20 protein-coding genes are annotated in these 20,824 nt (G+C 63.1%); 9 read left to right on the top strand and 11 right to left on the bottom strand.

The features are described 5' to 3' along the window. Positions 1–11: 11 nt before the first annotated feature. The 4 genes from LZ496_RS05505 to LZ496_RS05490 are packed head-to-tail and all read left to right on the top strand — an operon-like array spanning position 12 to position 3,901. A complete protein-coding gene (locus tag LZ496_RS05505) occupies positions 12–1,070 on the top strand; it encodes a beta-keto acid cleavage family enzyme (protein WP_249903584.1) in 1,059 nt (352 codons plus the stop codon). Continuing rightward, complete coding sequence (locus tag LZ496_RS05500) at positions 1,067–2,323, top strand: MFS transporter (RefSeq protein WP_249903583.1); 1,257 nt, start codon at positions 1,067–1,069, stop codon at positions 2,321–2,323. The genes LZ496_RS05505 and LZ496_RS05500 overlap by 4 nt, the downstream gene beginning before the upstream one ends. A 4-nt stretch (positions 2,324–2,327) precedes the next feature. Then, positions 2,328–3,338: a YeiH family protein gene (locus LZ496_RS05495; protein WP_249903582.1), complete on the top strand. Its 1,011-nt coding sequence runs from the start codon at positions 2,328–2,330 to the stop codon at positions 3,336–3,338. A gap of 14 nt (positions 3,339–3,352) precedes the next feature. Then, complete coding sequence (locus tag LZ496_RS05490) at positions 3,353–3,901, top strand: RBBP9/YdeN family alpha/beta hydrolase (RefSeq protein WP_249903581.1); 549 nt, start codon at positions 3,353–3,355, stop codon at positions 3,899–3,901. Between the two features lie 180 nt (positions 3,902–4,081). Here LZ496_RS05490 and LZ496_RS05485 read toward each other — a convergent pair whose 3' ends face one another. The 4 genes from LZ496_RS05485 to LZ496_RS05470 all read right to left on the bottom strand — a co-directional run bounded on the left by LZ496_RS05485 (position 4,082) and on the right by LZ496_RS05470 (position 8,766). Next, positions 4,082–6,520: a TonB-dependent receptor gene (locus LZ496_RS05485; protein WP_249903580.1), complete on the bottom strand. Its 2,439-nt coding sequence runs from the start codon at positions 6,518–6,520 to the stop codon at positions 4,082–4,084. Positions 6,521–6,668: 148 nt separating this feature from the next. Further along, on the bottom strand, positions 6,669–8,069 hold the full coding sequence (locus LZ496_RS05480; RefSeq protein ID WP_249903579.1) for a hypothetical protein: 1,401 nt from the start codon (positions 8,067–8,069) through the stop codon (positions 6,669–6,671). A 66-nt stretch (positions 8,070–8,135) separates the two neighbouring features. Further along, entirely contained in the window at positions 8,136–8,375 is a 240-nt protein-coding gene (locus tag LZ496_RS05475; RefSeq protein WP_249903578.1) for a hypothetical protein, read from the bottom strand. A 43-nt stretch (positions 8,376–8,418) separates the two neighbouring features. Continuing rightward, on the bottom strand, positions 8,419–8,766 hold the full coding sequence (locus tag LZ496_RS05470; RefSeq protein ID WP_249903577.1) for a hypothetical protein: 348 nt from the start codon (positions 8,764–8,766) through the stop codon (positions 8,419–8,421). A 191-nt stretch (positions 8,767–8,957) separates the two neighbouring features. On the opposite strand from LZ496_RS05470, the gene LZ496_RS05465 reads away from it, so the two are divergent. Continuing rightward, complete coding sequence (locus LZ496_RS05465) at positions 8,958–9,209, top strand: YgaP family membrane protein (protein WP_249903576.1); 252 nt, start codon at positions 8,958–8,960, stop codon at positions 9,207–9,209. Between the two features lie 273 nt (positions 9,210–9,482). Here the strand turns inward: LZ496_RS05465 and LZ496_RS05460 are convergent, their stop codons facing one another. Further along, positions 9,483–10,070 carry a hypothetical protein gene (locus tag LZ496_RS05460; RefSeq protein ID WP_249903575.1) on the bottom strand — a complete coding sequence of 196 codons (588 nt, stop codon included), beginning with the start codon at positions 10,068–10,070 and terminating at the stop codon, positions 9,483–9,485. A 405-nt stretch (positions 10,071–10,475) separates the two neighbouring features. On the opposite strand from LZ496_RS05460, the gene LZ496_RS05455 reads away from it, so the two are divergent. Further along, on the top strand, positions 10,476–11,273 hold the full coding sequence (locus tag LZ496_RS05455) for an alpha/beta fold hydrolase (protein WP_249903574.1): 798 nt from the start codon (positions 10,476–10,478) through the stop codon (positions 11,271–11,273). A 130-nt stretch (positions 11,274–11,403) separates the two neighbouring features. On the opposite strand, the gene LZ496_RS05450 is transcribed toward LZ496_RS05455, so the two are convergent. Beyond that, entirely contained in the window at positions 11,404–12,063 is a 660-nt protein-coding gene (locus LZ496_RS05450; protein ID WP_249903573.1) for a hypothetical protein, read from the bottom strand. Positions 12,064–12,720: 657 nt separating this feature from the next. Between LZ496_RS05450 and LZ496_RS05445 the strand changes: the two genes are divergently transcribed. After that, positions 12,721–13,707: an acyl-CoA thioester hydrolase/BAAT C-terminal domain-containing protein gene (locus LZ496_RS05445; protein WP_249903572.1), complete on the top strand. Its 987-nt coding sequence runs from the start codon at positions 12,721–12,723 to the stop codon at positions 13,705–13,707. Between the two features lie 127 nt (positions 13,708–13,834). On the opposite strand, the gene pnp is transcribed toward LZ496_RS05445, so the two are convergent. The 3 genes from pnp to truB all read right to left on the bottom strand — a co-directional run bounded on the left by pnp (position 13,835) and on the right by truB (position 17,646). Then, complete coding sequence (pnp, locus tag LZ496_RS05440; protein ID WP_249903571.1) at positions 13,835–16,231, bottom strand: polyribonucleotide nucleotidyltransferase; 2,397 nt, start codon at positions 16,229–16,231, stop codon at positions 13,835–13,837. A 165-nt stretch (positions 16,232–16,396) separates the two neighbouring features. Next, positions 16,397–16,666, bottom strand: a complete 270-nt coding sequence (gene rpsO / locus LZ496_RS05435) for a 30S ribosomal protein S15 (RefSeq protein ID WP_249903570.1) — start codon at positions 16,664–16,666, stop codon at positions 16,397–16,399. A 17-nt stretch (positions 16,667–16,683) separates the two neighbouring features. Next, positions 16,684–17,646, bottom strand: a complete 963-nt coding sequence (truB, locus tag LZ496_RS05430) for a tRNA pseudouridine(55) synthase TruB (protein ID WP_249903872.1) — start codon at positions 17,644–17,646, stop codon at positions 16,684–16,686. Between the two features lie 72 nt (positions 17,647–17,718). Here truB and LZ496_RS05425 point away from each other — a divergent pair, with 72 nt between their 5' ends. After that, the gene (locus LZ496_RS05425; protein ID WP_249903569.1) at positions 17,719–18,768 is read left to right on the top strand and encodes a CDP-alcohol phosphatidyltransferase family protein; all 1,050 of its coding nucleotides are present in this window, start codon (positions 17,719–17,721) and stop codon (positions 18,766–18,768) included. Further along, positions 18,765–19,724 carry a hypothetical protein gene (locus LZ496_RS05420; RefSeq protein ID WP_249903568.1) on the top strand — a complete coding sequence of 320 codons (960 nt, stop codon included), beginning with the start codon at positions 18,765–18,767 and terminating at the stop codon, positions 19,722–19,724. Before LZ496_RS05425 ends, LZ496_RS05420 begins: the two co-directional genes overlap by 4 nt. 9 nt (positions 19,725–19,733) lie before the next feature. Here the strand turns inward: LZ496_RS05420 and LZ496_RS05415 are convergent, their stop codons facing one another. Next, on the bottom strand, positions 19,734–20,348 hold the full coding sequence (locus LZ496_RS05415) for a thymidine kinase (protein WP_249903567.1): 615 nt from the start codon (positions 20,346–20,348) through the stop codon (positions 19,734–19,736). Beyond that, on the bottom strand, positions 20,348–20,749 hold the full coding sequence (locus LZ496_RS05410; RefSeq protein ID WP_249903566.1) for a hypothetical protein: 402 nt from the start codon (positions 20,747–20,749) through the stop codon (positions 20,348–20,350). The genes LZ496_RS05415 and LZ496_RS05410 overlap by 1 nt, the downstream gene beginning before the upstream one ends. Between the last annotated feature and the right edge of the window lie 75 nt (positions 20,750–20,824).

The following is a 20,824-nucleotide window of genomic DNA, read 5'->3' as shown; positions in this document are numbered from 1 at the left end:
GGAGACTACCCATGCAGTTCCTCGACGACTCTCTCTTGCCTGAGACCCAGGACAAGCTGGTCATCACCGTCGCCCCCTATGGCCCGGAATGGGCGGTAGAAGACTTCCCCGAAGACCTTCCGCTGACGATGGACGAGCACGTCCAGAAAGCGGTCGATTGCTACAACGCCGGCGCGACCGTGCTGCACATCCACGTCCGCGAGCTGGACGGGAAGGGCTCGAAGCGCCTGTCCAAGTTCAACGAGCTGCTCGGCCTGCTTCGCCAGGCCGTACCCGACATGATCCTTCAGGTCGGCGGGTCGATCTCGTTCGCGCCGGAGGGCGAGGGGGCCGAGGCCAAGTGGCTGTCAGACGACACGCGCCACATGCTGGCCGAACTGACCCCGAAGCCGGACCAGGTGACCATCGCCGTCAACACGACGCAGATGAACATCATGGATCTGATGAGCGACGCCGAATACAAGCAGACCAGCCTGGCCGATCCGGCCACCTATCATGCCTATCGTGAGATGGTCGTTCCGGCCGGTCCGGAATGGGTCGAGGAGCATCTCCGCCGCCTGGTCGCCGCCGGCATCCAGCCGCACTTCCAGCTGACCTGCATGCCGGATCTGGAAACGGTCGAACGCCTGATCCGCCGCGGCCACTACAACGGCCCGCTGAACCTCACCTGGGTCGGCATCGGCGGCGGCTTCGACGGTCCCAATCCGAACAATTTCATGGAATTCGTCCGCCGCGCTCCCGATGGTTCGACCGTCACCGGGGAGTCGGTCATGCGCAACGTTCTGCCGATCAATGTCATGGCCATGGCGCTTGGCATGCACGTGCGCTGCGGCAACGAGGATACGCTCTACGGCCCCGACGGCAACAAGATCACGTCGGTCCAGCAGGTCGAACAGCTGGTGCGGATCGCCAAGGAACTCGGCCGCGAAGTCGCGACCGCCAAGGAAGCGCGCGAAATCTACAAGATCGGTGTACAGTATAACAGCGTCGACGAGACGCTGGCTCAACTCGGCATGGTGCCGAACCGCGAGCCCGGTCGCCGTGCACTTCCCAACCGGTACGCCGCATGACTGAAGCAACCGAACGCCAGCTTCCGATCCCGCGTTACGCGTGGGTCGTCTTCGCGCTGACGTTCGGCCTGCTTATTTCCGACTATATGGCGCGGCAGGTCTTGAATGCCGTGTTCCCGTTGCTCAAGTCCGAATGGGCATTGAGCGACAGCCAGCTAGGCTTGTTGAGTGGCGTCGTGGCCATCATGGTGGGCCTGCTGACCTTCCCGCTCTCGCTGATCGCCGACCGTTGGGGCCGCGTCAAAAGCCTGACCGCTATGGCGATCCTGTGGAGCCTCGCGACGCTCCTTTGCGCAGTCGCCCAGAATTACGAGCAAATGCTGGCTGGGCGGATCCTCGTCGGCGTCGGCGAGGCGGCCTATGGCAGCGTCGGCATTGCCGTCGTGGTCAGCGCCTTTCCGACGCGACTGCGAGCGACCCTGTCCGCAGCGTTCATGGCTGGCGGATTGCTGGGCCAGGTCCTGGGGGTCGCCATCGGCGGTTCAGTTGCCGCTTCGCACGGCTGGCGGATGGCGTTCATGGTCATCGCCTTGTCCGGATTGGCGCTTGCCGTCCTTTATCCGATCCTCATCGGCGAACGGCGGCTGGCGGCGGTCGCGGAGAAGGCCGGACAGCAGCCCTATGAGCGCAAGAAGGCTTTTCCAAAGCTCGGAAGTCTATTCGCCGGGCGCACACTCAAATGCGTCTATGTCGGAAGCGGATTGCAGCTGTTCGTCGCCGGTGCCTTGCCGGCATGGCTGCCGACCTACTTCAGCCGCTACTACCATCTTCCCGTCGACGGTGCTGCGAAGCTCGCCGCACTGTTCCTTGCGATTTGCGGTGTCGGGATGATCGTCACCGGCATGATTAGCGATCGCATGTTCAGCAGTCCCGAGCAGCGAATGAAGCTCGCCGTGGGCTACAGCCTGTCGTGCGCAATCCTGCTGGGCGCGGCGTTGATGTTGCCGGCCGGACCGCCGCAACTGATGCTGCTTGGTCTCGCCATCTTCCTTGCCGCCGCGACCGCTGGTCCTGCTGGCGCAACGGTCGCGGGCCTCACGCCGGCAGCGATTCACGGAACCGCGTTTGCGACGCTCACGCTCGCCAACAACTTTCTTGGCCTGGCCCCCGGCCCGATCCTGACCGGTTGGCTTGCCGATCAGATTGGCCTGCTCGGGGCCTTGCGGTGGCTGCCTGTCGCCAGCATAGCGGCAGCCTTGGTTTTCCTGGCTGCCCGCCAGTCCTCGCGGGCAGAAGTCGCCTTCGCGGAGTAGTTGGATGAATGGAGTTCGAGCGTTGCGGCTCCCTGCCTTCGGCGGGATTGGGCCGGGCCTTCTTGCATCGCTGGTGATTGCCGGGGCCGCAGCCTTCCTCGCGGATCATTATTCCGGTCCGGTGATGCTGTTCGCCTTGCTGCTTGGCATGGCGATGAACTTCCTGAGCGAAGTCGACCGCTGCAAGGCCGGGATCAGCTTTGCCTCGCGTACGGTCCTGCGACTGGGCGTCGCGCTGCTCGGTTTCCGGATCACCTTGCAGCAGGTTGCAGCCCTGGGGTGGAAGCCCGTCGCACTGGTGATCGGCGTTGTGACGATAACAATCCTGGGTTCGATCTGGGCAGCGAAGAAGATGGGCTTCAAGCCGGAGTTCGGCTTGCTGTCCGGTGGTGCAACCGCGATTTGCGGTGCTTCGGCGGCAATGGCGATTTCCGCCGCACTTCCGCATGACGATCGGAAGGAACGGGCGACCGGCTTCACCATCATCGGCGTATCAACGCTGTCGACAATCGCGATGATCCTCTACCCCGCCATTTCCAATCTATTCGGGTTCGATGACCATCATGCCGGCGTCTTCATCGGCGCGACGATCCACGACGTGGCCCAGGTCGTCGGTGCCGGATATGCGATCTCGCCGGAGGCCGGCGACACGGCGACCGTCGTCAAATTGATGCGTGTCGCGATGCTGCTGCCTGTCATCCTTTGCATCGGCATATGGGCGCGCTCCCACGGCGACCACGGCGAGGGTGATCGACCGCCGCTGCTGCCCTGGTTCGTCACTGCCTTTGCCGCGCTGGTCGTGTTCAACACATTGGTTCCAGTGCCCGAATTCGTCCGCGAAGCGGGGAACACCGCTTCACGCTGGTGCCTGGTCGCGGCGATCGCGGCCCTCGGCGTCAAAACCCACTTTCGTGAAATCGTCGATATCGGATGGAAGCCGGTCGTGCTCATGATCCTTGAGACGCTGTTCATCGCGGGCCTTGCCCTGCTTGCCATCTGGGGAGGCTGGATTTGAGTGCGTTAAACGATGTGACCGTCCTGTTCGTGCCTGGCCTCAGGGATCATGTCGCGGAGCATTGGCAGACGCTGCTGGCCGCGGAGATTCCGGGTTCGGTAACGGTGGAGCCGCTGACCGAAGATCGATTAAGCCGCAAGGCCCGCGTCGATGCGCTCGACGCTGCGCTTACCAGCATCGATGGCGATGTCGTGATCGCGGCGCACAGCGCCGGGGCGTTGATGGTTGCCAACTGGGCTCTTGCCCCGACGCGGCGTATTCGGGGCGCTCTGCTGGCAACGCCGGCGGACGTCGAGAATCCGCTGCCTGCGGGATATCCGAGCTTTGACGACCTTGCTGCCAACGGATGGATGCCCATCCCGCGCAAGCTCCTTCCATTCCGCGCCATCGTTGCCGCAAGCCGCAACGATCCGCTTGCCCAGTTTGAAAAGGTTGCGGGGCTAGCCCGCGCCTGGGGCGCCGAGCTCCACGATGCTGGCGATGTCGGGCATCTGAACCCCGCTGCCGGCTATGGCCGCTGGGACGGCGCGATGCCGCTGCTTGAGCGATTGGCCGCGGCCTAGCCATAGAAAAGCCCGGCGCCGTGGACTGGCGCCGGGCTTAACCCTCCCCAGGGACTAGATACTCAACTACTAAAGGGAGGAAGGACCGCCTCTACGAAGCGGCCCTTGGGATACTGCTTGGTTGGAAAAGCCCGACGCAGTGGACCGGCGCCGGGCTCCCCCCCCCTCCCCAACTCGGAACTAGAAGCGGAAGGTACCCGACACACCGTAGGTGCGCGGATCTGCGTGAAGGCGCCGGACGGCCGTGCTTCCGGTGAAGATGCCGTTATTCTGAAGCAGGTTGGTTCCCAGCAACTGGTACAGGTTGCCGGCCTCATACTGCTTGTCGAGCAGGTTGTTGCCGAACAGCGAGACCGACCAGCGATCGTCCTGGCCGTTGAGGGTCGCCCGGGCGCCGAGCAACACATAGCCATCGATGATGGTCTGCGGGTTGCCGTCATTCTGAAGGCCGCCGAAGTGATGCGACACGAACGAGGCGTTCGAGTTCAGGTCGAACGTCATGCCGGTCGAGCCCACATCGCCGGTCCAGTCGAACCCGACGCGGCCGCTCCACTTGGGCGCAAAGGTTGCTGAAACACCCTTTAGGTCCTGCCGCTGTCCCTGGAACGGCAGCCCCAAGCATGCGGCTGGGATCGTCGGAACGCCGGCAATGGTTCGCGGCGCGCAACCCGGAAGGCCCGGTGCATTGTCATATTCCGTGAACTCGGAATCGAGGTAAGCGGCGTTGGCGTACAGCGACAGGTTGCGCAGCGGCTTGCCGACGACGTCGAGCTCGAAGCCCTGATGACGCAGGTTACCGGCGTTGCGAACAGTGAAGCTGGTCCCGTCGAACGCGCGGTCCTGGAAGCCCTTGATGTCCATCCGGTAGAAGGTGAGGTTCGCGGTCAGCCTGCGATTCCACCAGCTGGTCTTCGCGCCCAGCTCCCAGTTTTCCGTCGTTTCGCGGTCGAATACGCGGCGCTCGGGAACGAATTGGCCGGCGACCGTCGTCAGCGACGGCGAACCGGCGCCACTATTGTAGCCGGCCGACTTGTAACCGGTCGAATAGCTGCCGAAGAACAGCAAGTCTTCGTTCGGCTCATAGTTGAGGCCGAGGCGATAGGTGAACTTCTCGTCATTCACGTCAGGGAAGGTCAGAGATTCCGTGGCGCGCACGGCGGCCAGCAACGCATTGGTCTGCTGGTCGTAGTCACCTTCCTTCTTGTCCTTGCTGAAGCGTCCGCCGGCCGTTGCGAACAGCTGGTCGGTGAAGTGGAAGTTGGCCTGCGCATAGGCGGCATAGCTATCCACCTTCTGGTTCACGACCTGGACCGTCGCATTTTCCTTGGTTCCGCCATTGGCGGCGAGGAAGGTATTGCAGAGACCCACTGCAGCGGCCGGTGCGATCTTGCAGAACTGCGTGTTCATGTGCAGGTTTTCGCCCTGCTGATACTTCTCGTGGAAGTAGTAGAGGCCCGCGACGAGGTCGAGGCGGCCGTCAAGCCACTGCTCGGTCGGCGAGATGAACTGCAATTCGTGGTTCTGGCTCTTCGAATCGAAGGTTCCGGTGCGCGACAGGACGGGCGACGGCGCGAAAAGCACGTCACCGTCCAGCTGCTCATTCTCCCAGTCGCGATAATTGTTGATCAGGCGAACGGTCGAACCGCCGCCCACATCCCAGGACAGGGTGCTGTTGATACCCCACTGCTCGTCATCGACGTCGGCAGTGACGAACTGGTTCATGTCGTTGTCTTTAAGGTCCGTGTCCGGAGCGCCGAGACCTACGACATTGGCGAAGATATTGAATTGCGCGGCTGTGACGCTGGTGGGATCGAAGTCGATGTTGGTCGCTCCGTCGCCGCTGATCTTGGCGTAGTCGGCGCGAACGATCCACTCGAGCGGACCTTGTTCAGTGCGGAAGCTGCCGCGGACGATGGAGTCGTCGGTGCCGCCGTATTGCTTGTCGTCGAGGTTGTTGTGCCAAAAGCCCTTGAACCACTGCTGCGACCCGGCGAGACGGAACGCCGAATTCTCGCCGACGGGAACGTTGACGAAGCCGGTCAGCTTGTAGCGGTCGCCGTTGCCGATCTCGCCGGTCACTTCGCCCGAGAAATCGCCGAGCTTCGGACGCGCCGTATGGAACGAAACCGCGCCGACGCTGGCGTTACGGCCGAACAAGGTGCCCTGCGGGCCGCGCAGCACTTCGACGCTTTCCATATCGAGCATCGAACTGACGACCGCGCCGACGCGCGGAACATAGGCGCCGTCGAGGAAGACGGCGACGCTGGGCTCGACCGTGGTGTTGCTGGCCGCGCCGATACCGCGGATCGCGAGGCGGACGTAGGAGGTCTGCGCACCCTTGGCGACGCTCAGGTTCGGCGTGACCTTGGTCAGGCCTTCCAGGTTGACGACGTTGTTCTTCTCCAGCGTGTCGCCCGAGAATGCGACGATCGAGATCGGCACATCCTGGACGTTTTCTGAGCGCTTCTGGGCGGTGACGACGATTGTCGTGTCGTCACCCGCATTCGCGTCCGCGGCCGGCTCGGCAGCATCGACGGCAGCTTCGGCTTCCGTTGCGGGCGCCGCCGCCGGATCGGTGGCGGCGTCCTGCGCAAAGGCAGACGTGGAGCTAAGAGCCATAGCCAGTGCAAAGGCACTAGCGCAGGCATTTACGCGAAATTTCCCAGACATTTAGGCATTCTCCCCAGAAGGCTTTTCTTTTCAGGCTTAACCGCGCCTAACAGGAAAACTTGAGGGATTACGCCACCGATTTGAGTATTGCGGACAGCTATTCGAGCCTTAGTCGCGCGAATGCCATCGCTCCATTGGGGTTTCCACCATATGCGCCCTCGATTTCCCCGGGGACGAAATTGAAGGCGTAGAGTCCGCCGAGCCCAAGCTTCAGCTTCGGCACGATCGCGAATTCGCGAAGCAGCCCGACGCTGATCTTGCCGACACGGAACGCCTCGCCATGATGGTCGCCTTCGTCATCATGGTCGACGACCAGTTCGTTATTCTCGGTGATCTCGCCCCGGCCGAACAGCGTCCAGTCCTGCCAGTTCAATGAACTTTCCAGTGCGAATGCGTCGAAGCTGTCACCATCGATCGTCTTGCGTCCCCAGGCGAGGGAGGTCGACCAGAATCCGGTCTTTGTCGGCCGGGTAAAGGTTCCGCTCACCGACCAGCGCTTCTGATCGACGCCGGGCTCCAGCTGCTCGGAATCTTCGAAATGTCCCCAGCTGCCTTGCAGGGCCAGGGTCGAGATCGGATTCCAGGACAGCCGAACCGAGGTCGAATCCAGCGGGCCGGTCTCGATGTTCCAGCGATGCTGGTCCGGTTCGCGGCCATTGAAGCGCGAAATTTCGATCTTGGCATTGTCGTGGACGAAACCGGCCGTCAGCACGCCGAAGGTGATGTGCGTCGAGTCCAGCCAATGGTGGGTGATCGGAGCTTCGGGAGAGGCGCTGATCGATTGGCGATGCATGAAGGCTGGAGGTCCGAATGCAGGCTCGCCCGGCAGGCCGGCGTAGAGGAAGACACTGCTCTTGGGGCCGACGTTCTGGGAAAAGCTGCCCGATAGTTCCATGAAGAAATCATGCGGGTGCTGGCGGTCGACCAGCGGTTCATGGCCGTCGGCTGTCTCGCCGCTGGCCAGGAGCAGCGGATAGCCGCGCTTGCCCATCAGCGGATCGGGACTGACCATCGCCTTGAGCTGCAGCGTTCCGTCGCCGACCGGCCGGCGGGCCATTCCCATCAGCATACCGGGGACGAAGACCTTGTCGTCGCCTCGGGGCTTTTCCTGCCAGCTGTAGACCAGGTCGAGCTTGCCATGGGCCATGAAGGTCCAGTCGCCGCTCATCACATGGAGGCCACCATGCTCGCTACTGTCCGGTTGCCAGGCGGTGCCGGACGCCTCGCGGGCCATCGGATACGCGCCGAGCGCCCCGGTCATCGACATGTCGTGTACTGCATGTTCGTCCGCAGCGGGCTGCGGCATGGCATGCTGGCTGTGGTCCATCTGGCCGTGGCCCATCTGGCTATGGTCAGCGACCGGCTCCTGCTTCTGCACCGGCTGGGGAGCGGGCTGGGCGGGGGGCTGATGCTGTTCGTGACCCATATGCTGGGCCTGGGCAGGGGTGGCAGTCGCGATCGCGCCAAGCGCTGTCGCCGCCAGAAATGCGGTCTTCACCGTGATACTCCGTCAAACGCGTGGGAAAGGTGAGGGGCGCCACGCTAGGGCAGCGCCCCGGACCGGTCAGTGGCCGCTATGGCCTTCATGACCTGCATGGCCGGACTTGGCCGCGTCGGCCTCGCCCTTCTTTTCCATGCATTCCATCTTGCCGTCCTTGCCCTTCATCTTCTCGCAGCATGCCTTGCAGTCATGCTTGGCCTTGCCTTGCTCGGCATGGCCCGCGTGAGGGTCGGTCGCCGGGGCAGTCTGGGCCACGGCGGGAACGGCAATCGCAAGCGCGATCGCGCCAATTAAAGTCTTCATGATTTAGTCTTTCGTGAAATCGAGTTTGTCGGTTCGTTCGATTTCACGCACGTCGCGGAGGCGGCGTTGCGATCTCCGCCAGATGGCCGCGATGGAAACGGTCGAGACCCGGGCGCTTGGCAACATGGGTCAGGACAACGGCCGCATCGCCCGCCGTCGGTATCGTCGCCGCCGCCATGCATCCGGCGGCACAGCAGGGCTTTGCCTTGTGGTGATCCGATTTGGCCGGGGCAGGGGCGGGAGTATCGTCGCAGTGGCCCGCCATGGAGCCATTCATTGCCGCCTCATGATGCCCGGCTGGAGCCGCGCTTGCCTCTGCCATCGGCATCACGAAGGGCGCGAAGGCCAGGGCGGTTGCAACCAACATGAAAAGGAGAAGGCGTACGCTCACGCGCGGTCCTATGGCCGGAAAGCGATTTATTGGCAACGGCATGGCGTTTTTATCACCCCGGGATTGGCTCTTTCCGGCGAATATGTCTACGATATGGTCGACGCGGCGGCCTCTGTATTTCAGGCCGCTTGCGCCGCGTGGACGGCGCCGCATTGGGAGGCGCCGGGGGCCCAAGTGGAGGAGCGTCGAATATGGTGAAGAATGTCGGTTCGGCCGATCGGGTGGCGAGGCTGTGCTTTGCTGCCTTGCTGGGATTCTTGGCAATGACCAACTTCGTCGAAGGTTGGGGCGAGATCATCAGCTATGCCGTTGCAGTGTATCTTGCGTTGACGGCGATTGTCGGCCGTTGCCTTATCTATCGCATGCTGGACGTGAACACCTGCGACCATGGCGGCACTTATCACAGCGGTGAGGATCCGTTCGACGGGAGAGGCGGGGACTGAACTGTCCAACGCGGTAAGACAATCGCCGGACTGATGCTGGCTGACGGCCAGTCATAGAGGCGTCCGGCGATTGGGGAGGGCTGAAACGAAAAAAGGGGGCAAACGCTTCCACCCTCCCCGACGCCGTTACCCGATCATTCTCCCCAGACGATCAAACCCAGCCGCGGATACTGTTACTGTCGCGGCCCGGGAGCGGCGCTAATACAGCATATCCTTTCCCCGTTTTGCTCAATCGCGCCAATGGCTTGCGAGTCCCTGCCATCCTTCCCTTTTTCAAACAATCTCCTCGGTATGGCCGTAGGCGAGGATCGTCAGGAAGGCCTGCCGCGCTGCGCCGGCGTCGGCGCTCGCCTGCGCGCGGAACTGCTCCTTCTTGGCGGCGTCGCAATTGTAGGTCGGCGGCGTATCGCCCGAGACCGCTACCACCTTGCAGGACTCGACCGCCCCGTCGGCGTCGAAGGTCAGGTACATCACCTGCCGACCAAGCAAGGTATCGCCCGGCTGTAGCTGCCCGCTGTCCACGCGGCCTCCGGGGCTGAACCGCCGTTCGAAGGTGACCTTCGACAAGACGCCCGCCTGGCCGCTGCTCCCTGCCTCGACACTGGCCGCCATGGCCTTGTCGCAGGCCTTCGCGCCCTCGCCCGACAGGCTGGCCTCATAGCGGCAGCTGTGCTGCTTCCCCTTGTCGTCGACGGTGACGGTGATCTTCTCCCACCAGGCGACGCTGCTATCGAGGATCTCGCTATCGTCGGCGGGCTTCGCGACGGCGACTTCTCCGGCGGGGACTTCGACGACGATGGAGGGTTCGGCAGCGAATGATGGGGGTGTCGCCGCGAGGGCAGCCGCAAGCAATGCAAGCACGTCATTTCTCCCAATGTGCCCGCTCTTGCCCTACGCACGTGAAACTCGCGGATAGGGTTTTGGGTCCCGGGGAGGTTCCGCACCCGCGAATCTTCACAAATGGTCACGGTCACCAAGGGGCAGGGGGCGCCAATCTTCACTAATCTTCGCACTAACGGAGGTTAGGGCGAATGCCCGCTGCACCCCCTTCGACCACGCGCGCCGCCGGGCGCGGAGGCGACGGACGGGGGTGAAGGGAATGTGTTTGGTGCTGGTATCCTCGAATTCGGCTTCGAATTCGGTCCAGTTGAAGGGGGTCGTGCTCATCGACGAGGATAAGCCATAAATTGGGGGCTGTAGGACAGCTGAATTTCACGCCGCGATGCCAACTATGCTACGAGCCGCCCGTTATAATCGGGGGGTGTCATGAACAGGGTCCTGATCGCGGCCGTTGCAGCCGCACTTGCGTTCCACGCTCCGGCAGCCGCCGAGAGCGTCAAGGTCAACGGCGTCGAGCTTTATTATGACGTTCGGGGAAGTGGCGAGCCGCTGATCCTGCTCCATGGCTTCGGTATGTGCGCGGCGGAGTGGGCGCCGACGGCGGTTGAACTGGCCAAGCAATACCGAGTCATCACCGTCGACGCGCGCGGCCATGGCCGCTCGACCAACCCGTCGAACAAATTCTCCCACCGCCAGGCCGCCGAGGACGTCCGCGCACTGATGGATAACCTAGGCATCGCCCAAGCCCGGGCGATCGGCTTCAGCAGCGGCGGAATGACCCTGCTGCAACTTTCCACTAGCCATCCCGACCGGCTGTCGAAGATGGTGGTGGTTGGCGCGGCCTACGAGTTCCAGGAGCAGGCACGGGCAATGCTCAGTGGGGTCGCGAAGGACGGCCTGCCGCCGCCGGTGCTTGACGGTTTTCGCAAATGCGCCACGCGCGGCGATGGTCAGGTAAAGGATCTGGTCAGCCAATTCTCGGCCTTTGCAACCAGCACCAACGACATGAACCTTACCACCGCCGACCTCGCCAAGGTTAAGGCATCGACGCTCATCGTCCACGGCGACCGCGACGAATTCTTCCCGGTGTCGATCCCGGTCGCGATGTACGGCGCGATCTCCAAGTCCGCGCTGTGGATCGTGCCGGGCGGCGATCATTCGCCCAACGCTGGGGCGGACGACGAGGAATTTGTTGAGGTGGTTGGAGAGTTTTTGAAGCCGTAGGCCGGGGGCATGAGGCGGAAGTGCAGGCATGTGCGAGTTCGCAGAATTCGAGTCGACTCGGTCCAGATGAGGGGTCGAGAACGACGCTGCTAATGGCAGCTTTCGACCCAAAGCGGACGCTAAGTCACGGTTAGTTCGGCGACGCAAGCGCCCGGCTGCTGCCCGACGTCCTCGCATCGCTAAACACTTGCCCGGTGGCATTGAAGCTGGAGTGGCTCCAGCGCTGCTGCGATCCGAGCCCGTAGGTCACGCCGCAATTCCAGCCCTTCTCGGTCATCAGGCAAATGCGGACGTCGACCGGCTTGCCACAACCGTTGATGACGCTTGCCGCCGTGTTTCCCTGGAAGGATGCGTTGAGCTGGGTTTCAGGCTCAGTGACACATTGATTGGCGTCGGCATCAGTCGACGCCTGGCCAAGCTTGTGACGCTCGTCAAAGTCCTTGCGAAGTTTCTGGGCTGCGACCTCCTGCTCATATTTCGCAAGGTCGGTTTCATGCTTGCGCTGCGCCTCGGCAGCGACTGCAAGCTGGGCGTCATGCGCAGCCATCGCAGCCTGAGCGGCAGCGGCCTGTTCGGCTTTCTTTCGTGCGACGTCCGCCTGGGCCTGCTCATATTCCTCGACCTTGCGCTTCTGCTCGGCGAGTTCGGCCTCATATTTTTCCTGCGCGGCCCGATTTCGTTCCTCGACGGCGCGATGCTTTTCGGCGGCAATCTCGGCAGCCGTCGGACCGCCAGCGACTGGTTCCTTCGCCTGCGTATCTCGCGACTTTGGCGCGGCCTTATCAGCCACTTTCGAAGACGCCGGAGTGCTGGTCCGCACCTTCGGGACTGACGGCGTCGCGAGGGTACCAATCTCTGCCCCTCTTCCTAGGTAGAAATCGATCTTCTCCTGACGTCGAGACTCGCTTTTCTCGCGGGTGTCATCATCGGGGCAGGAAAGATTTGTCGATCTCCGGCTGTCGGTGTCAGCCTCCATGGCTTTATACCAGTCGGAAGAATAGACGTGCTGCCCCGTGTCCGGAACTGCGAACACCTCGGTAAGATCAGTGGCGTATGCTGCACCCGCTCGTTGATAGGAGCAAAATACCCATCTTACAGACCCTTGTGCCGCAAACGCCGCTATCGGTTGCCCAGCCAAGCTAAGAACCATCGCCGCCGAAAGCGCACTCAATTTTCTCATGAAAAATCCCCCGGTTACGCAACTGTCCGCCTAGAGCGGCCCCCATACTGCGACGCTAAAGCCGCAACTGTAGACGTCAAGTTAATGACCGCTTTCCACCCATTCCTGCCATTTGCCCTGGCACGGCGCCAAGCCTAATTGCGATGCGACGCTGGATCACGACATCTCGCCCACACCCTTCGGCCGTTCATCGAAATTCGATTCTCATTCCCTCCGCACCCCATGCCGTTGCATGATCGCAATGAAGCTTCCGCAAAGGAACGACGCATGAAACGGGGATGGAAGATCGCGCTGGGCGTGGTTGGAGCGGTGGTACTGATTGGCGCGGGTGGCGGGGCTTGGATGGCGAGCCTTCCGCCGAAGCCGGCGAAGCTGGTCGAGGCCGGGCCTACCGGACAGCGGATCGATGCGGCGGGGGTGCTTGGCAACTACTTCCCGGCGGCGGGTGAGGGGCCTCATCCGGCGGTGCTGCTGCTCGGCGGGTCCGAGGGGGGATTGAGCCAGGGGGCGCAGGCACAGGCGCTGCTGCTGCAGGCCGAGGGATTCAGCACGCTGCAGCTCGCCTATCACAATGCGCCGGGCAAATCGGCGAAGCTGGTCAATATTCCGCTGGAGGATTTCTACCGCGCGCTCGACTGGCTGAAGAAGCAGCCGGGGGTCGATGCCGGGCGCATCGCGATTGTCGGATATTCGAAAGGGGCGGAGGCGGGGCTGCTGGTCGCGACCCGCTATCCGGGCATCGGCGCGGCGGTGCTCGGCATGCCGTCCAGCGTGGTGTGGGACGGGATGAGCGCTGAGAATTATGTGCTGGGCTCGTTCAGCTCCTCATGGAGCGAGAAGGGGGAGCCGGTCGCGCACCTTGCCTATAAGGGGCAGCCGGGCAGCGAGGGCCTGATGCCGGTCTTCGTGAACGGCCTGAAGGAGCTGGACAGCAACCCCGACGCCGCGATCCCGGTGGAGAAGTACAATGGCCCGCTGATGCTGATCTGCGGCGAGGCGGAGAAATTGTGGCCAAGCTGCCCGATGACCGACCAGATCGTCGAACGGGCGAAGGCGAAGGGTGCGCCGCAGCCGGTGGTGCTTCGGTACAAGGACGCGGGCCATGGCGTGGCGGGAGCGCCCCGGTCGGCAGCGTCCAAGGATGCCTGGGTCAGCAAGCTTGGCGGTACGGAGGAAGGCAATTGGGTGGCTCGAGCGGATAGCTGGCCGAAGGTGGTTGCTTTCCTGAAGGCCAAGTTGGGCGGGCCGGAATAGGCAAAGCAAAAGGGCCGCCCCTTGCGGAGCGGCCCTTCATTTTTTTGCCCGTCATTGCGAGCGGAGCGAAGCAATCCAGCTGGATCGCCACGGCCCCCGGACAAGTCCGGGGTCCTCGCGATGACGATTATTCGTCGTCGTTCCGCAGGAACGCAGGAGCGAACTCGGGCGCGGGGCCGTCGTCGCGCTGGCGGTCGCCGCCTTCACGACGGGGACCACGGTCACCACGGCCTTCGCCGCCCCGACCTTCACCACGAGGTCCACGGTCGCCACGGTCTCCGCCTTCACGGCGGGGTCCACGATCACGGTCGCCGCCGTCGCGACGCGGGCCACGGCCGTCACGGCGCGGACCGCGATCACCACGGTCACCGCGCGGACCACGGTCTTCGCGCGGTTCGCGGGGCGGGCGGGTGTCTTCCAGCTCGGCGCCGGTTTCCTGGTCGACGAGACGCATCGACAGGCGAACCTTGCCGCGCGGATCGACCTCGAGGAGCTTGACCTTAACTTCCTGGCCTTCGGACAGGATGTCGCGGACGTTCTCGACGCGCTCGTTCTTGATCTCGGACACGTGAACCAGGCCGTCCTTGCCGGGCATGAAGGTCACGAAAGCGCCGAAATCGACGATGCTGGCGACCTTGCCGGTGTAGATGGTGCCGGGCTCCGGCTCCGCGACGATGCCGTGGATCCAGGCGCGAGCGGCCTCGATCTGCGACAGGTCGGACGAGCTGATCTTGATCAGGCCTTCGTCGTCGATGTCGACCTTGGCGCCGGTGGTGGCGACGATCTCGCGGATTACCTTGCCGCCGGTGCCGATCACTTCGCGGATCTTGTCCTTGGCGATCTGCATCGTTTCGATCCGCGGCGCGTGGGCCGACAGTTCGGTGCGGGTGTGGTCGAGCGCCTTGGCCATTTCGCCAAGAATGTGCGCACGGCCTTCATTGGCCTGGGCGAGGGCGACCTTCATAATCTCCTCGGTGATGCCCGCGACCTTGATGTCCATCTGCAGTGCGGTGATGCCATCGCTGGTGCCGGCAACCTTGAAGTCCATGTCGCCGAGGTGATCCTCGTCGCCCAGGATGTCGCTGATCACCGCGAAGTCCTTGCCTTCGAGGATGAGGCCCATGGCGATGCCGGCAACCGGACGCGCCATCGGCACGCCGGCGTCCATCATCGCAAGGCTGCCGCCGCAGACGGTGGCCATCGACGAGGAACCGTTGCTCTCCGTAATGTCGGAGAGGACGCGGATCGTGTAGGGGAACTCTTCCGCCGTCGGCAGCATGGCGTGAAGCGCGCGCCAGGCGAGCTTGCCGTGTCCGACTTCGCGGCGGCCCGGAGCGCCGAAGCGGCCCACTTCGCCGACCGAATAGGGCGGGAAGTTATAGTGCAGCATGAAGCGCGAGTAGCTGAGGCCGTCGAGGCCGTCGATCATCTGCTCCGCATCCTTGGTGCCGAGCGTGGTGGTGACGATCGCCTGGGTTTCACCGCGGGTGAACAGCGACGAGCCGTGAGTGCGCGGCAGGAAGCCGACCATCGCCTCGATCGGGCGGACCGTCTTCGTGTCGCGGCCGTCGATGCGGTGACCTTCCTTGAGGATGGCGCCGCGGACGACGTCGGCCTCAAGCTTCTTCACCAGCTTCAGGGTGGCGAGGTAGGCGGCCGGATTCGACGTTTCGAGCTCGGCGAAGGCTTCGCGGGCCTTGGCGCGGGCTTCGTTGATCGCGGTCTGGCGCTCCTGCTTGTTGGTCAGCTTGTAGGCGGCGGCAAGGTCCTTGCCGATGACGTCCTTGAGCTTGGCCTTGGTGTCCGCGCTGTCGTCGAGCAGGTCGAGTTCCCACGGGTCCTTGGCGGCCTTTTCGGCCAGGCTGATGATCGCCTTGCAGACCTTCTGGCTGGCTTCGTGGCCGAACATGACGGCGCCGAGCATGACCTCTTCCGAAAGCTCCTTGGCTTCGGATTCGACCATCATCACCGCGTTGGGCGTGCCGGCCATGACGAGGTCGAGCTGGCCTTCCTTCATCTGGGCCTGGGTCGGGTTGAGGATATATTCGCCGTCCTGGTAGCCGACGCGGGCAGCGCCGATCGGGCCCATGAACGGAACGCCGGAGATGGTGAGGGCGGCGGAGGCGGCGATCATCGCCACGATGTCCGGCTCATTCTCTCCATCGTAGGAGAGGACCTGCGCGATCACCAGGACTTCATTGTAGAAGCCTTCCGGGAACAGCGGGCGGATCGGACGGTCGATCAGGCGGCTGGTCAGCGTTTCCTTTTCGGTCGCGCCGCGCTCGCGCTTGAAGAAGCCGCCCGGGATGCGGCCGGCGGCCGAGAATTTTTCCTGGTAGTGGACGGTCAGCGGGAAGAAGTCCTGGCCCGGCTTCACCGACTTGGCGGCGGTAACGGCACAGAGGACGACGGTTTCGCCGAGGGTGGCCAGAACGGCGCCGTCAGCCTGACGGGCAACGCGGCCGGTTTCGAGCTTCAGGGTCTTTCCGCCGAGCTCGATTTCTACGGTTTTGATATCAAACATATTATTTCCTTTACCCGGCGGCCGGATGCCGGCGGGGTCAGCTAGTTGCAGACAGATCCGGTCTGCGAGCGGTGCGGGGCCTGATATTGCCCCCAAGGCCGTCCGCCGAATTGCGGGAGGCCCCTAATGGCGAAGGGCGCCGAGTTGGCGCCCTTCTGAATTTCGTTACTTGCGGAGGCCCAGCTTTGTAATCAGGTCCGTGTAGCGGGCCGCGTCTTCGCGCTTCAGATAATCGAGCAGCGAGCGACGCTTGTTGACCAGCATCAGAAGGCCGCGGCGCGAGTGATTATCCTTCGCGTGGGTCTTGAAGTGCTCGGTCAGGTTGACGATGCGCTCGGTCAGGATCGCGACCTGGACTTCGGGCGAACCCGTGTCGTCGGCGGCGCGCGCATGCGTCTTGATCAGTTCCTGCTTCTTCTCAGCGGTAATCGACATCAATCACTCCTTGTCTCTCATAGGTTGAACCCGCGCACGACCCGGAGGCCGTCGTCCGAAGCTTCGACCAAGGCGACCGGCGTTTCGCCGTCCGTCGCAAGGTGAAGCCCCGGCACCGCGGGGATCCCGAAAAGCTGCTGTCCATGACGGAGCAGCTTTGCTTGTTCGGGGGTGACGGGGAGGCCCGGGATGTCGTCCAGACCCGCCTCAAGCGGGAGAACCGTCTCCGTCAGTCGGCGCGCCTTAGCGGCATCTTGCAGAAAGTCCAGCGAAATCGCCTGATTGAGGGCGAAGGGGCCGGCCTTGGTCCGCCTGAGCATGGTGACATGGCCGACGGTGCCCAGCGCATGGGAAATGTCGCGAGCGAGGCTTCGGATGTAGGTGCCCTTGGATACGGTGGCGGAGAGGGTGATTTCTCTTAATCCGTCATGCCAGCGAAGGCTGGCATCCATGTCGTACGGTTCGGTCTTCTCTACCTGACATGGGCCCCAGCCTTCGCTGGGGCGACAAGTTGAGAGGGAATGCACCGTCACGCTTCGTGACTTGAGCTCAACCTCCTTCCCCGCCCGCGCGAGGTCGTAGGCGCGTTCGCCATCTACTTTCAGCGCGGAGAAGGCCGGCGGCACCTGCTCGATCGGTCCGGTGAACCGAGGCAAAATCGCATCGACTTCGTCTTGGCTAGGATGAACATCGCTTGTCGCAATGACCTTCCCTTCCAAATCCAGCGTATCCGTCTCCTCGCCGAAGCGGATGGTGAAGTCGTACGACTTGGTCGCATCCAGCATCCGCCCGGCGAGCTTGGTCGCCTCCCCGAGCGCGATCGGCAGGATCCCGCTGGCGAGCGGATCAAGGGTGCCGCCATGGCCGACCTTGGTCTTGGGCTCGCCGGCTTCCCTCAGCATGCGCTTCACAGCGCCGACGGCCTGGGTCGAGCCCAGCCCGATCGGTTTGTCGATGATGATCCAGCCGTTGAGCGCCATGGGCGGCGCGATAGACAAGCCTGTCCGCTTTGACCATAAGTCCGCGCATCGGCCTCGGGAGCTAGAGTTCATTTGCTTACAATCGTCGGCGAGTGCGACCAGCAACTGTTCGGAATGAAGCCCGCCGAGCGGCTTGGCCGGCAATGCGGGAACCTCGGGGAAAGGCAGCTCATTGCACATGCATCAGCAGTGCTGTCCGACGACACCATTGCCTGGCTGGCGGATCATTGCGGGACGGTCGTGACTTCGACGAAGGGGCGCCCGTTGGCTGTGGTGGTCGGGCCGGCCGAGATTGATGTCGCAAAGAAAGCGATCGTTGGAGAAGGCGGGCTTACATTGGCCAGCGCCGATACGATCGGTTCGGTCTATGTTCGCAAGCTTCGCCGGACGCTGGAGCCGCTCGCCCTTTCGCTTGGCGAACAGCCGCGCTCCACGATCGAACGCAAGCTATTTTCCAGCGTCTACAAGGGCGTGACCGATGTGGTCACGAAATATGCATGGCCCGAACCGGCCCTTTGGCTGACGCGCGGCGCCGCTGTGCTGGGTCTTAGCCCCAATTTCGTGACGATCCTTGGCCTTGTGCTGACGTTCGTGGCCGGGTGGCAATTCTACGTCGGCAATCTTGTAACCGGCATGGCGGCAGCTTGGCTGATGACCCTGCTCGATACCGTTGACGGAAAGCTTGCGCGGGTCACGATCACTTCCAGCGCGTTTGGAAACCGGCTCGACCATGGCAATGACATTATCCACCCGCCCTTGTGGTGGCTGTGCCTGGCATTTGGCATCGACCGGGTCGCGCCGGGAAATAAGTGGGTGTGGACGTCTTGCTGGGTGATCCTCGCGACCTATTTGATCGGCCGGGTTCTTGAAAAGGGATTCAAGGCTCGCTTCGGATTCAATCCGTTCATGTGGAAGCGGTTCGATTCAAGATTTCGGATGATTATTTCGCGGCGGAACATCATCCTGTTGATCATGACCGTCGGCCTTTTAACCGGCGGGACCGCGGAGGCATTCGTGCTTTGCGCCGCATGGAGTGTCATGTCCGTCCTCATCCAGGCTTTCCGCTACCTTCAGGCAATCGGCCATTCCCGCCGTGAGCCGATCCGCGCCTGGCTCGGATGACAAGGAAAAAGAAAATCAAGCAGCTCGCCTGGCGCGAGTATTTGCCGCTTGCCGCCACGGCGGCGATGTGGGCGGTGATCGTGCTTGCGATCGGCCATGCCGATGCGGCGCGATTGCTGGCGGCGGTGACGTTCGTGCGGGGAACGCAGCTGATGCTGCGGCTTGCGACGCCAACAGCGCTCAAGCTCCGGTCAAAAGCATCCCGCGTCGTCAAGCGTCAGGCAAAGCGCTTCTCATTCCGCCTCCAGACGCTTGCCTTGATTACCGGATTGATCGTGATCGCCCTGCTGGTCGAGGGCCTGAAGTCGATCGGGCAGGACCAGATCGCGGCCTATCTGCCGTTCCTGGCGTTGGGCATGCCGGCCCGCCATTTGCGCCTGGCGGACATGAAGACTGCTTCGCCCTATTTCCGGCTGGCGCTGACCTGCAGCGGGCTGGTGACGGCGACCATTGCCTGGGCGGCGGGCTGGGACGTGACGCTTTTCGCGCTCGCATTCGGCTTGCGCGAATGGATCGCCTATGCCGTCCTCCGCTGGTGGCCGCGAGAACCGCGCATCCCGAAGCAGATCGTCGACCAGCCGCTCAAGTTCGAAGAAGTGGCGCAATATTCGGTCATCTTCGGCCGGCGGCTGCTGACCTATCGCCTTTCCAAGACGCTGCTCACCGTATTCGGCCCCTTCGGGAACGCAGCCGCGCGGACGGGACGCGGGCTCAATTGGCACAGCAAGCTGGAACCCTATATCCCGCATCATCTGGGCGGATTTATCGCCTTTGCGCTCGGCACGCTGGGAGCGGCCGCCGCCTTTGCGATCCGCAGCGGCGAACCGGCCGCGATGATCGTCGCCGCCGGCCTGTACCAGGTGAGCGGAGCCGCATTGAATATCGTATTTCTCTGGAAGTGGCTTCCGGACCGCGGCGTCAATATTTCGCTTCTATACGACGACGATGACGAGTGACGCCAGTCGCTAGCGCGCGATGCCCAGGCTCAATTGCCTCGCTTCGCCTTCCTTGAGGCGTTCGAAGAAATGCTTGCGGCATAGGGCGACGTACCGGTCATTGCCCCCGATTTCCGTCTGATCGCCGGAGCCGACGGCATGGCCTTCGGCATCGACGCGAAGGTTCATCGTCGCCTTCCGCCCGCACTCGCAAACGGCCTTTAGCTCGATGAGGGAATCGGCGAGTGCAAGGAGCGCCGCCGATCCCGGGAAAAGGTTGCCGAGGAAGTCGGTACGCAGGCCGTAGCACAGGACCGGAATCTTCAGTTCGTCCGATATCCGGCAAAGCTGGAGCACATGATCGCGGGTGAGGAACTGTGCCTCGTCGACCAGGATGCAGTCCAGTTTGCGCTTGATGAGTTCCTTGACGACACCGTCGAACAGGTTGGTGTCCTCGGCATAGCGGTTCGCTTCCGTCTCCAGGCCGATGCGCGACCCGATGATGCCGGTGCCGGCCCGCTCGTCGAGGGCGGCGGTCCACAGCATCGTCTGCATGCCGCGCTCGCGATAGTTGAAGTCGGCCTGCAACAGCGTGGTCGATTTCCCGGCGTTCATCGCCGCATAGTAAAAATAGAGCTTGGCCATCAGGGGCAGCTGCCGTCCTTGGTCGCGATCTTGAAGTCGCGGATGCGGACCGCGGCCGCTTTCTGGGGCCAATGCTCGAACGACAGGCGGCCGTTGGCGGGCAGGGTGCAGGAGCGGACCGGCACGGACTTGTCGGCGCCGATCAGCTCGGCACTGTAGGTATAGGCCTGCGGATTGTTGCTGGCGATCGACAGGCTGGTGCCCATCATCGAGCGTAGCGAGACCAATACCTGCCCGGGCTTTGGCTTGACCGTCGGTTCGACCTTGTGCGCGCGAACGGGCTGGCCGCGGCTGATCGCGAACATCCAGCTTTCGCCGGTCTTGATTGTGAGGCCAGGCGCTTGCGCCACCGAAGGGGAGGCGAGCAAGAGGCTGGCGAGCAAGAGAGTCGACCGGACCATTTGCCCCTTATTCGTCATTCCCGCGAAAGCGGGAACCTAGATTTTTACTTGGCTGGGTCCCCGCTTTCGCGGGGA

It is taken from the genome of Sphingomonas caseinilytica (assembly GCF_023516455.1).
Classification (GTDB): Bacteria; Pseudomonadota; Alphaproteobacteria; order Sphingomonadales; family Sphingomonadaceae; genus Sphingomicrobium; species Sphingomicrobium caseinilyticum.
This window is presented reverse-complemented; position numbering and strand designations above follow the sequence as displayed.

What these genes read in the sequence shown, in the direction of transcription:
- LZ496_RS05475 (WP_249903578.1), bottom strand. Translation starts at nt 8,375, where the DNA reads ATGAAGACTTTAATTGGCGCGATCGCGCTTGCGATTGCCGTTCCCGCC.
- LZ496_RS05500 (WP_249903583.1), top strand. Translation starts at nt 1,067, where the DNA reads ATGACTGAAGCAACCGAACGCCAGCTTCCGATCCCGCGTTACGCGTGG.
- LZ496_RS05420 (WP_249903568.1), top strand. Translation starts at nt 18,765, where the DNA reads ATGACAAGGAAAAAGAAAATCAAGCAGCTCGCCTGGCGCGAGTATTTG.
- pnp (WP_249903571.1), bottom strand. Translation starts at nt 16,231, where the DNA reads ATGTTTGATATCAAAACCGTAGAAATCGAGCTCGGCGGAAAGACCCTG.
- rpsO (WP_249903570.1), bottom strand. Translation starts at nt 16,666, where the DNA reads ATGTCGATTACCGCTGAGAAGAAGCAGGAACTGATCAAGACGCATGCG.
- truB (WP_249903872.1), bottom strand. Translation starts at nt 17,646, where the DNA reads ATGGCGCTCAACGGCTGGATCATCATCGACAAACCGATCGGGCTGGGC.
- LZ496_RS05415 (WP_249903567.1), bottom strand. Translation starts at nt 20,348, where the DNA reads ATGGCCAAGCTCTATTTTTACTATGCGGCGATGAACGCCGGGAAATCG.
- LZ496_RS05455 (WP_249903574.1), top strand. Translation starts at nt 10,476, where the DNA reads ATGAACAGGGTCCTGATCGCGGCCGTTGCAGCCGCACTTGCGTTCCAC.
- LZ496_RS05485 (WP_249903580.1), bottom strand. Translation starts at nt 6,520, where the DNA reads ATGGCTCTTAGCTCCACGTCTGCCTTTGCGCAGGACGCCGCCACCGAT.
- LZ496_RS05495 (WP_249903582.1), top strand. Translation starts at nt 2,328, where the DNA reads ATGAATGGAGTTCGAGCGTTGCGGCTCCCTGCCTTCGGCGGGATTGGG.
- LZ496_RS05445 (WP_249903572.1), top strand. Translation starts at nt 12,721, where the DNA reads ATGAAACGGGGATGGAAGATCGCGCTGGGCGTGGTTGGAGCGGTGGTA.
- LZ496_RS05465 (WP_249903576.1), top strand. Translation starts at nt 8,958, where the DNA reads ATGGTGAAGAATGTCGGTTCGGCCGATCGGGTGGCGAGGCTGTGCTTT.
- LZ496_RS05505 (WP_249903584.1), top strand. Translation starts at nt 12, where the DNA reads ATGCAGTTCCTCGACGACTCTCTCTTGCCTGAGACCCAGGACAAGCTG.
- LZ496_RS05410 (WP_249903566.1), bottom strand. Translation starts at nt 20,749, where the DNA reads ATGGTCCGGTCGACTCTCTTGCTCGCCAGCCTCTTGCTCGCCTCCCCT.